The 14,032-nt window shown below is 53.1% G+C and carries 14 protein-coding genes; 5 read left to right on the top strand and 9 right to left on the bottom strand.

What is annotated here, in order from left to right:
- The first annotated feature begins 236 nt into the window (after positions 1-236).
- Positions 237-1,460, top strand: coding sequence for a peptidase T (gene pepT / locus ACOT1A_RS16140; protein WP_032624465.1), 1,224 nt, complete (start codon positions 237-239; stop codon positions 1,458-1,460).
- Between the two features lie 97 nt (positions 1,461-1,557).
- Positions 1,558-2,049, top strand: coding sequence for an REP-associated tyrosine transposase (locus tag ACOT1A_RS16135; protein WP_022647766.1), 492 nt, complete (start codon positions 1,558-1,560; stop codon positions 2,047-2,049).
- A 92-nt stretch (positions 2,050-2,141) separates the two neighbouring features.
- Here ACOT1A_RS16135 and ACOT1A_RS16130 read toward each other — a convergent pair whose 3' ends face one another.
- The 3 genes from ACOT1A_RS16130 to phoP form a co-directional block, all read right to left on the bottom strand.
- Complete coding sequence (locus ACOT1A_RS16130; protein WP_022647767.1) at positions 2,142-3,263, bottom strand: cupin domain-containing protein; 1,122 nt, start codon at positions 3,261-3,263, stop codon at positions 2,142-2,144.
- A gap of 91 nt (positions 3,264-3,354) precedes the next feature.
- Positions 3,355-4,818, bottom strand: a complete 1,464-nt coding sequence (gene phoQ / locus ACOT1A_RS16125) for a two-component system sensor histidine kinase PhoQ (protein WP_022647768.1) — start codon at positions 4,816-4,818, stop codon at positions 3,355-3,357.
- Positions 4,819-5,490, bottom strand: coding sequence for a two-component system response regulator PhoP (gene phoP / locus ACOT1A_RS16120; RefSeq protein WP_026094318.1), 672 nt, complete (start codon positions 5,488-5,490; stop codon positions 4,819-4,821). It lies immediately after the preceding gene.
- A gap of 475 nt (positions 5,491-5,965) precedes the next feature.
- On the opposite strand from phoP, the gene ACOT1A_RS16115 reads away from it, so the two are divergent.
- The gene (locus ACOT1A_RS16115; RefSeq protein WP_022647769.1) at positions 5,966-6,358 is read left to right on the top strand and encodes a hypothetical protein; all 393 of its coding nucleotides are present in this window, start codon (positions 5,966-5,968) and stop codon (positions 6,356-6,358) included.
- Between the two features lie 84 nt (positions 6,359-6,442).
- Here the strand turns inward: ACOT1A_RS16115 and purB are convergent, their stop codons facing one another.
- The 5 genes from purB to rluE are packed head-to-tail and all read right to left on the bottom strand — an operon-like array spanning position 6,443 to position 10,778.
- Positions 6,443-7,813 (bottom strand): adenylosuccinate lyase, encoded by a 1,371-nt coding sequence (gene purB, locus ACOT1A_RS16110; RefSeq protein ID WP_023305884.1) that lies wholly within the window; start codon positions 7,811-7,813, stop codon positions 6,443-6,445.
- Positions 7,814-7,832: 19 nt separating this feature from the next.
- Positions 7,833-8,462 (bottom strand): high frequency lysogenization protein HflD, encoded by a 630-nt coding sequence (gene hflD / locus ACOT1A_RS16105; protein ID WP_276170105.1) that lies wholly within the window; start codon positions 8,460-8,462, stop codon positions 7,833-7,835.
- A 27-nt stretch (positions 8,463-8,489) separates the two neighbouring features.
- Positions 8,490-9,602 (bottom strand): tRNA 2-thiouridine(34) synthase MnmA, encoded by a 1,113-nt coding sequence (gene mnmA / locus ACOT1A_RS16100; RefSeq protein ID WP_032103856.1) that lies wholly within the window; start codon positions 9,600-9,602, stop codon positions 8,490-8,492.
- 40 nt (positions 9,603-9,642) lie between these two features.
- Complete coding sequence (locus ACOT1A_RS16095; protein ID WP_171933080.1) at positions 9,643-10,116, bottom strand: NUDIX hydrolase; 474 nt, start codon at positions 10,114-10,116, stop codon at positions 9,643-9,645.
- Positions 10,116-10,778 carry a 23S rRNA pseudouridine(2457) synthase RluE gene (rluE, locus tag ACOT1A_RS16090; RefSeq protein ID WP_276170104.1) on the bottom strand — a complete coding sequence of 221 codons (663 nt, stop codon included), beginning with the start codon at positions 10,776-10,778 and terminating at the stop codon, positions 10,116-10,118. Before rluE ends, ACOT1A_RS16095 begins: the two co-directional genes overlap by 1 nt.
- A gap of 117 nt (positions 10,779-10,895) precedes the next feature.
- Between rluE and icd the strand changes: the two genes are divergently transcribed.
- Both icd and ACOT1A_RS16080 read left to right on the top strand, forming a co-directional pair.
- Entirely contained in the window at positions 10,896-12,146 is a 1,251-nt protein-coding gene (gene icd / locus ACOT1A_RS16085; protein WP_003857898.1) for an NADP-dependent isocitrate dehydrogenase, read from the top strand.
- Positions 12,147-12,222: 76 nt separating this feature from the next.
- Positions 12,223-12,468 (top strand): DUF2543 family protein, encoded by a 246-nt coding sequence (locus ACOT1A_RS16080; RefSeq protein WP_023299817.1) that lies wholly within the window; start codon positions 12,223-12,225, stop codon positions 12,466-12,468.
- A gap of 4 nt (positions 12,469-12,472) precedes the next feature.
- Here the strand turns inward: ACOT1A_RS16080 and ACOT1A_RS16075 are convergent, their stop codons facing one another.
- A complete protein-coding gene (locus tag ACOT1A_RS16075; protein ID WP_023305887.1) occupies positions 12,473-13,972 on the bottom strand; it encodes an EAL domain-containing protein in 1,500 nt (499 codons plus the stop codon).
- Positions 13,973-14,032 lie beyond the last annotated feature (60 nt).

Raw genomic sequence — 14,032 nt, 5'->3', positions numbered from 1 at the left:
CAGCAGACTGAAGCGGGGTTTGTGTGTAACCACCTTGGTGACTCGTAATGAGGGCGGACATTCTACGGCAAACCCATTGAATCGCCAATCCTTCTCACTTATTCATAAGCTACATTTATTAACGCAGAACGATATAAACGTAAAAAGTTCTCGTTTGCGGGATAAAAGTGACCTGACGCAATATTTGCGTTTTGCTGCTTAATGATAATGTTGTCACAAAAAGTGAGGGTGACTGCATGGATAAACTACTTGAGCGTTTCTTACATTACGTTTCGCTGGATACCCAATCTAAGCCGGGGGTCCGACAGGTGCCAAGCACCGAAGGCCAGTGGAAGCTGCTAAATCTGCTGAAAGAGCAGCTGGAGGCCATGGGGCTGGTTGATGTCACGCTCAGTGAAAAGGGGACCGTGATGGGAACGCTGCCGGCCAACGTTGAGGGAGATATCCCGGCGATTGGCTTTATTTCTCATGTCGATACCTCACCTGATTTTAGCGGTAAACACGTTAATCCGCAGATTGTTGAAAACTACCGCGGCGGAGATATTGCGCTGGGCATTGGCGACGAAGTGCTGTCGCCGGTGATGTTCCCGGTACTGCATCAGCTGCTGGGGCAGACGTTAATCACCACCGACGGCAAAACCTTGCTGGGGGCCGATGACAAAGCGGGTATCGCCGAGATCATGACGGCGCTGGCGGTGCTGAAGGGCAAAAATATCCCACATGGCGATATCCGCGTGGCCTTCACGCCGGATGAAGAGGTAGGAAAAGGCGCGAAACATTTTGACGTTGAGGCGTTTAATGCTCAGTGGGCCTACACCGTCGACGGTGGCGGCGTGGGTGAACTTGAGTATGAAAACTTTAACGCGGCATCGGTGACGATCAAAATCGTCGGGAATAACGTGCACCCGGGCTCTGCGAAAGGGGTGATGGTGAATGCGCTGTCGCTGGCTGCGCGTATTCATGCGGAAGTTCCTGCCGAAGAGAGCCCGGAGATGACGGAAGGGTATGAGGGTTTTTATCATCTGACCAGCATCAAGGGGAACGTGGACAGCGCGCAGATGCACTATATCGTCCGCGATTTTGACCGCAAAGCCTTTGAAGCGCGCAAGCGTAAGATGATGGAAATCGCGAAAAAGGTCGGCAAGGGACTGCATCCGGATTGCTATATTGAGCTCATCATCGAAGACAGCTATTACAATATGCGCGAGAAGGTGATGGAGCATCCGCACATTCTTGATATCGCCCAGCAGGCGATGCGCGATTGTGATATCGAGCCGGTGATGAAACCGATCCGTGGTGGAACCGATGGTTCGCAGCTGTCATTTATGGGCCTGCCGTGCCCGAACCTGTTTACCGGTGGATATAACTACCACGGCAAGCATGAGTTCGTGACGCTGGAAGGGATGGAAAAAGCGGTGCAGGTGATTGTGCGGATAGCAGAGTTAACCGCGAAGCGGTAATGTTTCATGCCGGGTGGCGGCTACGCCTTACCCGGCCTACATTTCGATCGTAGGCCCGGTAAGCGAAGCGCCACCGGGCAATGGGCAAGGAGTGCCAATGTCAAACTACCGCCGCCACTACATCCCCGGTGGGACCTGGTTTTTCACCGTCAATCTGCAAAACCGCCAGAGCGATTTACTTACCCGCCACATCGACAGCCTGCGTTCCGCTACCGCCACGGTTAAGCATGCGAAGCCCTTCACCATTAACGCCTGGGTTATCCTGCCTGAACATATGCACTGTATCTGGACCTTACCGGAAGGGGACAGTGACTTTTCGGCGCGCTGGCGCGACATCAAAAAAATGTTTAGCCGCAACATTGAGATGCGCCACGTCTGGCAACCGCGTTTCTGGGAACACACCATTCGCAATGAACAGGATTACCGGCGGCATATGGATTACGTCTACATCAATCCGCTGAAGCATGGCTATGTCGGGAAAGTCGTCGACTGGCCCTATTCAACGTTTCATCGGGACGTGCGGGAGGGGTTATATCCGGCAGACTGGGCGGGTGAGATTGAGGATTTTGCGGCGGGGGAGCGGAAGTAAAAAAAGCCCGGTGGCGCATCGCTTACCGGGCCTACGGGAACGGCTTTTGTAGGCCGGGTAAGGCGTAGCCGCCACCCGGCAAACATCATGACTCAGTCCTCAAAAAACCAGTACCCGCTGTTAACCAGCGCGGCCAGCATGGCGAGGAAGGAGGGATCGTCCAGCGCGTCGCCAAAGGTATCCGCAGACAGCACCATATGGCTGGCAATCGCTTCCAGTGCCGGACGGTGTGGAGAGTCCAGGCGCTCGCCGTTGACGAATACCTCTTCGCCAATGCGCAATACACGTAATCCGCCCAGACGAACCAGCTTATCGCCCTGCTGGAGGGCATCATAAATTTCATCTGCCTGATACGGCGGCTCTGGCGGCGCGACGTCCAGTTCGTGACGCGACTGGCTGATAAACTCGCCAAACCACTGTCTGAAGTGCTCCGGTTCGTTGATCAGATCCAGCATCATACCGCGCAGCTTATCCAGCTCCTCTGGCAGAATATCGGCCGGGTGCTCACGCGCCGGAACATCCGGATCGCTGTAACGATGGCTGCCCAGCTCGCGCTGTAAAACATAGTCAGCGAATCCGCTGATCATCTCGCGGCCGCTTGGCGCGCGGAAACCAACCGAATAGTTTAGCGAGTTTTCAAGGGAATAACCTTCATGCGGGAAGCCTGGCGGGATATACAGAATGTCGCCTGGCTCCAGCTCTTCATCAATGATCCCTTCAAACGGATCAACCTGAAGCAGATCCGGGTGCGGGCAGTGCTGCTTCATTGGCACTTTTTCGCCCACTCGCCAGCGACGGCGACCTGTACCCTGAATGATAAACACGTCGTACTGATCAAGATGCGGACCCACGCCGCCACCGGGAACAGAGAAGGAGATCATCAGATCGTCCATTCGCCAGTCTGGGAGGGCGCGGAAGGGACGCATCAAGGCTGCGGTGGGTTCGTGCCAGTTGTTGACCGCCTGCACCAGTAAAGACCAGTTGCTTTCGCCCAGGTGATCGTAGCTTTCAAAGGGACCGTGGCTGACCTGCCATTTCCCGTCCTGATGGCTCACCAGACGGCTGTCTACCTCGTTTTCCATCGCCAGACCAGCGAGTTCGTCAGGAGAAATAGGGTCGATAAAATTGCTGATCCCGCGTTTAAGAACGACCGGGCGTTTTTGCCAGTAACGTTCAATAAATTCGGGCCAGTTAAGCGTTAATTGATAATCCATATTTTTGTATTCCGCAGGCTCTTACTGAGACGGATTATAACGGAAGCACCGACCCCTGGCTGCGAGATCCGCGTATTTTTCACATTTCGGGTTAACTATCGTTCAATACGGGCTGTTGGCGGCCAAAAATGACTTCCATACGGGCACCGCCCAGCAGACTTTCGCCGGTTTCAATCTTGCCCTCGTACTGATCGACAATTTCCCGGGCGACGGATAATCCGACACCCTGGCCCGGGCGCAGCGTATCGGCGCGCTGACCGCGATCGAATACCACTTCGCGTTTATTATGGGGAATGCCAGGACCATCATCCTCAACGATAATATGCAGTTCGTTATCCGTTACGCGCGCGGACACCTCGACAAACTCCAGACAATATTTGCAGGCGTTATCGAGCAGATTACCCATCACTTCCATAAAGTCATTCTTCTCGCCAACAAAGCTTATTTCCGGTGAGATATCCAGACTGATGTTTACCCCTTTACGCTGGTAAACCTTGTTCAGCGCAGAGGTGAGGTTATCCAGCAGCGGGGCTACCGGGTGCAGTTCACGGCTCAATAAGGCGCTTCCGGAACGCATGCTCGCGCGGTGCAGATAATAACCAATCTGCTGTGAAATACGGCTGATTTGCTCCAGCATTACCGGCTCGGCGTCATCCACGCTCATTTTCGAACTGCGCATTGAACGCAGTGTACTTTGCATCACTGCCAGCGGGGTTTTCAGGCTGTGCGTAAGATCGGTGAGCGTCGTGCGATACTTGTCGTAACGTTCACGTTCGCTTTTCAGCAGGCGGTTGAGGTTGCGCACCAGGCTGGTCAGTTCGCGCGTAGTTTCAGGGTTAAGCTTCTCGCGGTGATGTTCCTCCAGCTCGCGCACCTCTTTGGCAAGGGATTCAATCGGGCGGAGGCTCCACCAAGCAGCAACCCACAGGAGAGGGATCACAAGCAGCAGGTTGGCAGCCAGAACGTACACGAACCAGTTCCAGACCATATACGAACGTTTTAGCTCAACCGGTATGGTATCGATCACTACAATGGTCAGCTGCGGCATGTTCAGAGTAGCGGGATACAGGTTGATGGCCACCGAGTGGGTCATCTCCGTGTCGTCATCTTCAGCGCGGATCTCATTGAGCTTGTTCTGTAACGCCCGATCGTCACGCAGCAGGATGCTGGTAGAGTTGAGGTCGGCTTCTATTTCGTGAAAACCATTGGTTTTAAGCCATTCCGGACGGATGCGCTTTTTCAGCCAGGGGACGTCGCGCTGCGCCCACAGCAATTTTCCTTTTTCATCGTAAATGAGTGCCAGCGTTGGGCTCTGCTGGTTCAGGTTTTCCGGCATCTCGACGGTGATTTGGTTGTTCTCCCATTTCGCCAGGGTATAGAACAGATTACTTTCGCCGCGAAGCAGGCGGAAGGTGGTTTTATCGAAGCTTACGCTGTACCCGACCAACGCCACCATTCCGTAAGAGAGGGACAGCACGAGCACGACGGCGGCGGTTGCCAGCAGAAAGCGAACCCGCAGTGAAAGGGGTAAAATGTGGCGCAAAATCCCTTTCATTTAGCGTAATTCGAACAGGTAGCCCTGACCACGCACGGTGGTAATCACGTCGTGCGGGTACTGTGCCTGAATTTTTTTGCGCAGGCGGCCCATCAGCACGTCAATGGTGTGGCTTTCGCGCAGTTCGGCATCCGGATAAAGCTGAAGCATCAGGGAATCTTTGCTCACCACTTTACCGTTGTTACGGATCAGCGTTTCCATGATGGTGTATTCGAATGCGGTCAGCTTGATTACTTCATCATTTATTGAAAATTCGCGGCGGGAGAGATCCACCTGGAACGGCGGCAGAGAGATCACCTGTGACGCCAACCCGCTGTTGCGGCGCAGCAGCGCCTGCATACGCGCGGCGACTTCTTCAATATGGAAGGGTTTGGTCACGTAGTCATCTGCGCCTGCGCTCAACACTTCAACCTTGTCCTGCCAGCCTTCGCGAGCAGTCAGCACCAGTACCGGCAGGGAAACGTCATGGCTACGCCAGCGGCGGATAAGAGATAATCCGTCTTCATCCGGCAGCCCTAAATCGACAATGGCGATGTCCGGCAGGTGTTCATTGAGATAATAATCGGCCTCTTTTGCGTCTTCAGCATCGTCCACCTGATGACCCATCTCCTGAAGTTGAACTTTCAGGTGATGACGTAGCAATGCGTTATCCTCAACAACCAGTACGCGCATCATCATTTCTCCCTTTATAAATGGTATGAATAGTTTAACGCTGATTATCCAGGTTGACACCAGCGTTATGAAATTAAATGATTTTTTTCATGCTTCCGAAGACAGGTGGTAATACCCCAGGCATCTGATTATTAAGTATGTTGACCTGATCCTGTTTCATATCGCCCACCCACCTCACATAAGCCTCATACGCCCCCAGAAGGCGCGGGTAATATAAACTGACTTGTTTTCGCACGCTTTCGCAATCCGGATAAAACATCCATCCGTTTATGAACGGTTGAAGGCGAGTCGCTTTTTTGACAGAACGGGCACGCCAGTTTTGTAAAGATTGCCCTTTTTTTTGTAAGGATGTTCTCACTATGTCTGTCTTTGTCTACGCTTATTTTATGGTGCGAAATTAGATTTGCATAAGATGTGCCAGAAAATCAGCATTTTTACACAACAAAACAGCAATATAGCGAGTAAAGAGGATTCTATGGAATGGAAGGTTGTTGAGACTATTGCGAGCCCGGAAAGTGGAACCATCTTTTGCAAAGTTGAAACACAATATGGCCTGAATTATATCCTTTGGCTAAAAGGGGATTATTACGTTCGTGCCGGTGAAATCATCACCACCTCAAACCAGGGTATCCTGATTAACGATCGGCGGCGTAGGGTATGGATAGCGCAGGCAATGCCCTATACATCAATTGGCTGGATGGGGTTCAAACAGAAAAACGCGTGTCCAGGTAACCGGCAGGAGATGGATCGGCCATGCACGGTTGAGACCCCGTGCCAGTTCAGGCTGTGCCCGTTCGGCTTAAAACGATATATTCCGGAAAGTTATTCCACGGCGAAAAATAACAACCAGCCTGACAACAGGTTGTAATCCCGGCAGAGCCTGTAACGGGGTGTGAACGTCGACACGATGATGAAAAGCAGCCCCCTTTCCGGGTGGAAAGGGGGAGGGTGATTACTTCAGCTCGTCAACCATAGTAATGGCGCGGCCAATATAGTTTGCCGGGGTCATCTCTTTCAGGCGCGCTTTTTCTTCTTCGGGCAGCGCCAGACCATCGATAAACTGTTTCATACCCTCAGCATCAACGCGTTTACCGCGGGTCAGCTCTTTGAGTTTCTCGTACGGTTTTTCGATGCCATAACGACGCATCACCGTCTGAATCGGCTCCGCCAGCACTTCCCAGTTGTGATCCAGCTCGTCCAGCAGACGGTCGCGGTTCACCTCCAGCTTGCTCACACCCTTCAGGGTGGACTGGTAGGCGATCAGCGCGTAGCCAATACCCACGCCCAGGTTACGCAGCACCGTGGAGTCAGTCAGGTCGCGCTGCCAGCGGGAGACCGGCAGCTTACTCGCCATATGCTGCAACACGGCATTCGCCAGGCCCAGATTACCTTCGGAGTTTTCGAAGTCGATTGGGTTCACTTTGTGCGGCATGGTGGACGAACCGATTTCCCCGGCGATGGTCTTCTGCTTGAAGTGGTTCAGGGCGATGTAGCCCCAGACGTCACGATCGAAGTCGATCAGGATGGTGTTGAAGCGCGCAATGCAGTCAAACAGCTCAGCGATGTAGTCGTGCGGCTCAATCTGGGTGGTGTACGGGTTCCACTGGATCCCCAGAGACGTCACGAACTCTTCACTGAACTGGTGCCAGTCCACTTCCGGGTACGCCGCAATGTGGGCGTTGTAGTTACCCACCGCGCCGTTGATTTTGCCGAGGATCTCAACCTGCTCCAGCTGACGATACTGGCGTTCCATGCGGTACGCCACGTTTGCCATCTCTTTACCCATGGTGGATGGGGTTGCTGGCTGGCCATGAGTACGGGACAACAGCGGAATATCGCGGTACTCCACGGACAGCGCTTTCACCGCATCGATGATTTTACGCCAGTAAGGGAGTACCACCTCTTTGCGTGCGGTAGAGAGCATCAGCGCGTGAGACAGGTTGTTAATATCTTCAGAGGTACAGGCGAAGTGAATAAATTCAGATACCGCGTGCAGGGCAGGGACGCTTGCCACTTTCTCTTTCAGGAAGTATTCAACCGCTTTCACGTCGTGGTTGGTGGTGCGTTCGATGGTTTTAATACGCGCGGCATCTTCTTCGCTGAACTCAGCAACGATTTTATCAAGGTAATCGTTTGCCTTTGCGTCAAAAGCAGGAACTTCCTTGATTGCTGTCTGGGCGGCCAGCTTTTGCAGCCAGCGCACTTCAACCTGAACACGGAACTTCAGCAGGCCATATTCGCTGAAGATCCCGCGCAGCGCGCTGACTTTATCGCCGTAGCGTCCATCGACAGGGGATACGGCGGTCAGTGAGGATAATTCCATAATTCGCAACTCCGGGAGGTTAACAATGAGCAAGAATTTGTTTTGCCTGAGTCGTCAGGCGATGACGAGAAAACATGAGCTGTAGGCGGCCACCGCCGACCTGTTGCCACAGCACGGCGGCACGGATGCCTGCCAGCAGCGAAGCGCGTACCTTCGCCTGTACCTGTGGGCTTTGCAATACGGCAGGCGAACCGGTGACCTGAATACGCGGGCCGAGCGGGCTAATTACGTCGACGTAGATACCGGCCATCGCGCTCAGCAGGGTCTCAGACTGGAGGTCAAAGTGGTCGAGCTGGCGCTGTAGCCCGGCGATGCGATCGCCCAGGGTATTCATTGCGCCTTTCGCCGCGTTCAGCTTACGTTCCAGCACCATCAGGCTTAAGGTGTAGCGGGTCAGTTCCGCGTTCAACCCCTGACGGTTGCTGGCGTTGAGCATGCCGAGCAGGGTTTCAAGACCGAGACGAAGATTGGTTTCACTGCCGCCAAAGACGCCCAGCGTGGAGCCTGGGTTAAGATCGATAACGCTGTTGAGTGAAACGTGCAGGGCATCAGCGTCGCAATGACCCTGATGCGCCAGCTGTTGCACCAGACGGGCTGACTGGCAAATTCCCGCCAGCGCCAGGGTGATGTCGTAATAGTTCTTCGCCACACGGTCTCCTTTATGTGTGCAAACGGTTTAAACAGCAGGCAGCGGCAGGCGCTGTTCAATGATCCCACCGCCGAGGCAAATTTCGCCGCTGTAGAAAACAGCTGACTGGCCAGGGGTAACGGCGGAAACCGGTTCGTCGAAACGCACGTCAATGCGATCGTCATCCAGTGCGGTGACGGTGCAAGGGATGTCCGTCTGGCGGTAGCGCGTTTTCACGGTGCAGCGCAACGTGCCTTTCAGCGGCTCGCGATCGACCCAGTGCAGCTGTTGCGCGATAAGTCCAACGGACATCAGGCGCGGATGGTCGTGACCCTGAGCCACCACCAGAATATTGTTTTCGACATCTTTGTCGACCACGTACCACGGATCCTCGCTGCCCTCTTTGGTGCCGCCGATACCCAGACCTTTACGCTGGCCGAGAGTGTGGTACATCAGCCCCTGGTGCTGACCAATCTCATCACCGTCAACGGTGACGATTTTGCCCGGCTGTGCAGGCAGGTAGCGCCCCAGGAACTCGCGGAATTTACGCTCGCCGATAAAACAGATACCGGTGGAGTCTTTTTTCTTCGCGGTGATCAGATCCAAATCTTCAGCAATCTTACGCACTTCCGGCTTTTCCAGCTCGCCGACCGGGAACAGACTTTGGGCAATCTGTTCATGGCTCAGCGTATAGAGGAAGTAGCTCTGATCTTTATTGCCATCCAGACCGCGCAGCAGCTGGCTTTTACCATTCACATCCGCGCGACGCACGTAGTGGCCGGTCGCAATGTAGTCTGCGCCCAGATCTTCCGCGGCGAATTCCAGGAAGGCTTTGAATTTGATCTCTTTGTTACACAGGATATCCGGGTTTGGCGTGCGGCCCGCTTTGTACTCTTCGAGGAAGAGTTCAAAAACGTTGTCCCAGTATTCTGCGGCAAAGTTAACGGTGTGCAGTTCGATGCCGAGCTTATCGCACACGGCCTGCGCATCGGCGAGATCCGCAGCGGCAGTGCAGTATTCCTCGCCATCGTCTTCCTCCCAGTTCTTCATGAACAGGCCCTCCACCTTATAGCCCTGTTGCTGCAACAGGTAGGCGGAAACGGAGGAATCGACACCGCCGGACATGCCGACGATCACTTTTTTCTGGCTGTTATCTGACATGGAATACTCACGACATTGAACTTCAAGGCGGCGTATTCTATCACGCCCCCCCACCATTGACACCCTCTGTAAACGGCCAGTTAAATTCTGCAATGACATCCAGCGGCAGGCGAGCCGCAGACTGCCAGCAGCGGATGCTTTCCGCAACCAGCGGCGAGCGCAGGTTTGACGCGTTCAGGATCTCGTCTGCGGTCATCCACAGGCAGCGATCGATATCGTCGTCGTGCGGTTCAGTGGCGCACGTTTCGTTAAGCTCAACGGCGAATAAAAAGCGCAGGAAAGGTGTCTGGTCAGGCGCTATCCACTGATGCATACGGATAAAGTGCTGCGGTTCGGCGCGGATACCCGTCTCTTCCCAGAGCTCGCGTTTCGCTGCCTGCAATAAGGTTTCGTTGGCTTCAAGATGCCCGGCTGGCTGATTCCAAAGCGCTTTGCCGTTGATGGTCTCTTCCACCACCAGGAATTTCCCCTGCGCGTGGACCACGCAGGCGACCGTAACATGGGGTTTAAACATCAGTTCTCCTTAGGGGTAACATCCCGCCATTCCCCGTTAGCCAGCGAGTCCAGCGTGTAGCTGCCCATGGCGTAGCGAATGAGTCGCAGGGTAGGGAAGCCCACATGCGCAGTCATGCGCCTGACCTGTCGGTTGCGGCCTTCATAAAGGGTGATTTTAAGCCAACTGGTGGGAATCGATTTGCGCTCACGAATCGGCGGGTTGCGCGGCCACAGCCACTCGGGTTCATTCACGCGCTCAATACCAGCTGGCAGGGTAGGACCATCGTTCAGCGTTACGCCGTTGCGCAGCTTTGCCAGCGACGCGTCGTCCGGCTCGCCTTCAACCTGCACATAGTAAATTTTTCCGGTACGTTTGCCCGGCTGAGTAAGCCTGGCCTGGAGCACGCCGTCATTGGTAAGCACCAGCAGCCCCTCGCTGTCGCGATCCAGACGCCCGGCCGCGTAGACCCCCTGAACGGGGATAAAATCCTTCAGCGTGCTGCGCCCGGCCTCGTCGGTAAACTGCGGCAATACATCGTAGGGTTTATTGAACAGTATGACCCGCGTTGGCTGGGGTTCTGGCGTTCTTTTGGTGGCTTGTCGTGAGCTGAATCGCTCAACCCGGTGTTTTCTAAAAGAAGTTTTCTTCATGGTATTTTCAGGCGTTATCAATTGCCGCATTATAGCCTAATAACGAAGACCTTTCATGGCGTCGGACAATCAGGTACTATCGGAAGGCTCATTACAATTTATTAACATAAGATCAGTAACAACCAGAAGCGCTCGAAGGAGAGGTTAATGGAAAGCAAAGTAGTTGTTCCGGCGGAAGGTAAAAAGATCACCCTGCAAAACGGCAAGATTAACGTTCCTCACAACCCGATTATCCCGTTCATCGAAGGTGACGGTATCGGTGTAGACGTTACCCCGGCAATGCTGAAAGTGGTTGATGCCGCTGTTGAGAAAGCCTACAAAGGCGAGCGTAAAATTTCCTGGATGGAAATTTACACCGGTGAAAAATCGACTCAAGTTTATGGCCAGGACGTCTGGCTGCCAGCCGAAACGCTGGACCTGATCCGCGACTATCGCGTTGCTATCAAAGGCCCTCTGACCACGCCAGTTGGCGGCGGCATTCGCTCCCTGAACGTGGCGCTGCGTCAGGAACTGGATCTGTATGTGTGTCTGCGTCCGGTGCGTTACTACCAGGGCACTCCAAGCCCGGTTAAGCACCCGGAACTGACCGACATGGTCATCTTCCGTGAAAACTCTGAAGACATCTACGCCGGTATCGAATGGAAAGCGGATTCTGCTGATGCAGAAAAAGTGATTAAATTCCTGCGCGAAGAGATGGGCGTGAAGAAAATTCGCTTCCCTGAGCATTGCGGCATCGGCATCAAGCCGTGCTCCGAAGAAGGGACCAAGCGTCTGGTGCGTGCCGCCATCGAATACGCTATCACCAACGATCGTGACTCTGTGACCCTGGTTCACAAAGGCAATATCATGAAGTTCACCGAAGGCGCGTTCAAAGACTGGGGCTACCAGCTGGCGACCGAAGAGTTCGGCGGTGAACTGATCGACGGCGGCCCATGGCAGAAAATTAAAAACCCGAACACCGGTAAAGAGATCATCATTAAAGATGTGATCGCCGATGCGTTCCTGCAACAGATCCTGCTGCGTCCTGCTGAATATGACGTGATCGCCTGTATGAACCTGAACGGTGACTACATCTCTGATGCGCTGGCAGCGCAGGTCGGTGGTATCGGTATCGCCCCGGGCGCGAACATCGGTGACGAGTGCGCCCTGTTCGAAGCAACTCACGGTACTGCACCGAAATATGCGGGCCAGGACAAAGTCAACCCAGGCTCTATCATTCTGTCCGCAGAGATGATGCTGCGTCATATGGAATGGTTCGAAGCCGCAGACCTGATCGTTAAGGGTATGGAAGGCGCGATTAACGCCAAAACCGTCACCTATGACTTTGAACGTCTGATGGAAGGCGCTAAACTTCTGAAATGCTCAGAGTTTGGCGACGCGATTATCGCGAACATGTAATCCACTCGCTGGGTTAAATGACAACGGGAGCCTGAGGGTTCCCGTTTTTTATGCACACAAGACGGAAAACAACGCTATGACCCATGATATCCCGCTCAAGTATTATGACATCGTCGACGAGTATGCGACTGAAACGGCAAAACCGCCAGAAGAGGCGGAGCGTACGCCACTGGCACACTATTTTCAGCTGCTGCTCACTCGCTTAAACAACAATGAGGAAATCAGTGAAGAGGCGCAGCGGGAGATGGCTGTCCAGGCGGAGATAGATGAAGCGCGCATTGACGATATTGCGAACTTCCTGAATCAATGGGGCAATGAATAACGCTTCATCGCGCTGAGTAAGCCAGCAGGCTGGCGAGGTCGTGCCGGGTTAGTGATTTTGAAAAGTACCAGCCTTGCACGAGGGCATCGGGGTATCTCTGCGCGATGAACTGATATTGCGTTTCGCTTTCGACTCCCTCAAACACCAGGGTTTTGTGCAGTTTAGCGAGCGCGTCGCTAAAGATCACCAGGATATCCTGTTTATAATGCTCGTTGATGCCATCCACTAACGACTTATCCACTTTGATTTCGTCATATTTGAGATTGGACAGCCTTGCCAGATTAGAGTTTTGCACGCCAAAATCGTCTATTGAAATTTTGACGCCTGCCGATTTAAGATCCTCACAAAACTCTTCAAGGATGGCCGAGGTGGAAACGCCATTCTCGGATAACTCAACTTTGATTAACGATAAGGGAATAGCGTTCTCTAAGCATGCATGACGTAATACCGCCAGAAATTTGCCGTCTTCAATTTCCGTCCGGCCAACGTTCAGTGAAATCATTAACTGATGTTCGGCCGCCAGCCCGGCAATTTCCGCCAGGGATTTCTTTATCATGTTCTGATAATAAACGTTATACAGACCAATTTTTTTAATTAACGGGATAAACAGCTCAGGAGAAACCTCTTTGTGATTGTTATCCTGCCATCTTGATAAGACTTCAACCCCGACGATTTTCTTATCAGCAACCCGAATTATGGGCTGAAAATGAACGCTGATAGTATTCGCTATCACCGCCTTGACCAGCGTTCGCTCAAGAGAAAGTCGATCTTCATAAAGTCGAAGAGAAAACAGCGTCAGGGATACCCAGATAAAGTATAAAAACAGGCACAGGAGCACCATCACTACGCGGGAGAGCGATGCCAGTCCGGCATTGTGGTGGGTGACGGTAACGCACAAATCCCAGCGCGTGCTGCACTGCGTCACGGTCTGTGTGAATAACAGTGACGACAAGCGGCTAAGGTTTTCTGTAGGTGACGTAACGGTAAAAAAGGTTCGGTCGAAATCTTTCGTGGTAGAACGAAGTGAATAGTTGGCGGTGACCGGAGAGAATTTATCGTAGGCTGAACGTGATGTGAAGATAATAAGATGGTTATAAATTGTCGCATTGCCTACAAAAAAATCTTTCTGTGAAAATTGCGCCAGACTGAATCCGTTCAGGGTGTTGTGAAGCTCAGAGGGAAGGGCGATGGGATTTGCCAGCTTGCCCCAAAATGCGGTGCAGGTAATTTTCCCATTTTCAATAAACCCCACATCGGCGAAATAGAGACTCTGCATCTTTAAATTACGGTAGACGTTCAGGCTGGCGTTATCGCATCCCTTCGCGGAGGTATTTTTAAGCGTACTGGCGATATTTTGCGTCAAGTCTTCGGAATAGCGTAAGAGCGTGTGGGAGATCTCCCTCTGCCGGTCCTTTTGCTGCTCAACGATAATGGCGTTAACCGCATACAGCGACAGGACGACCATAAAGGTTGAGATGATAGCAACGGCAATGGCCTTGTTCATTTTCCTGCTGTCCCGCCACGTCCTGAGGTGCAGGGATCTTAACACAGGTCATTAAAGCTA

Origin of the sequence: Enterobacter cloacae complex sp. SYL003, assembly GCF_049236925.1 — a bacterium.
GTDB classification, from domain to species: domain Bacteria; phylum Pseudomonadota; class Gammaproteobacteria; order Enterobacterales; family Enterobacteriaceae; genus Enterobacter; species Enterobacter intestinihominis.
The sequence above is the reverse complement of the archived record's forward strand: the minus strand, read 5'-3'. Positions and strand labels throughout refer to the sequence as shown.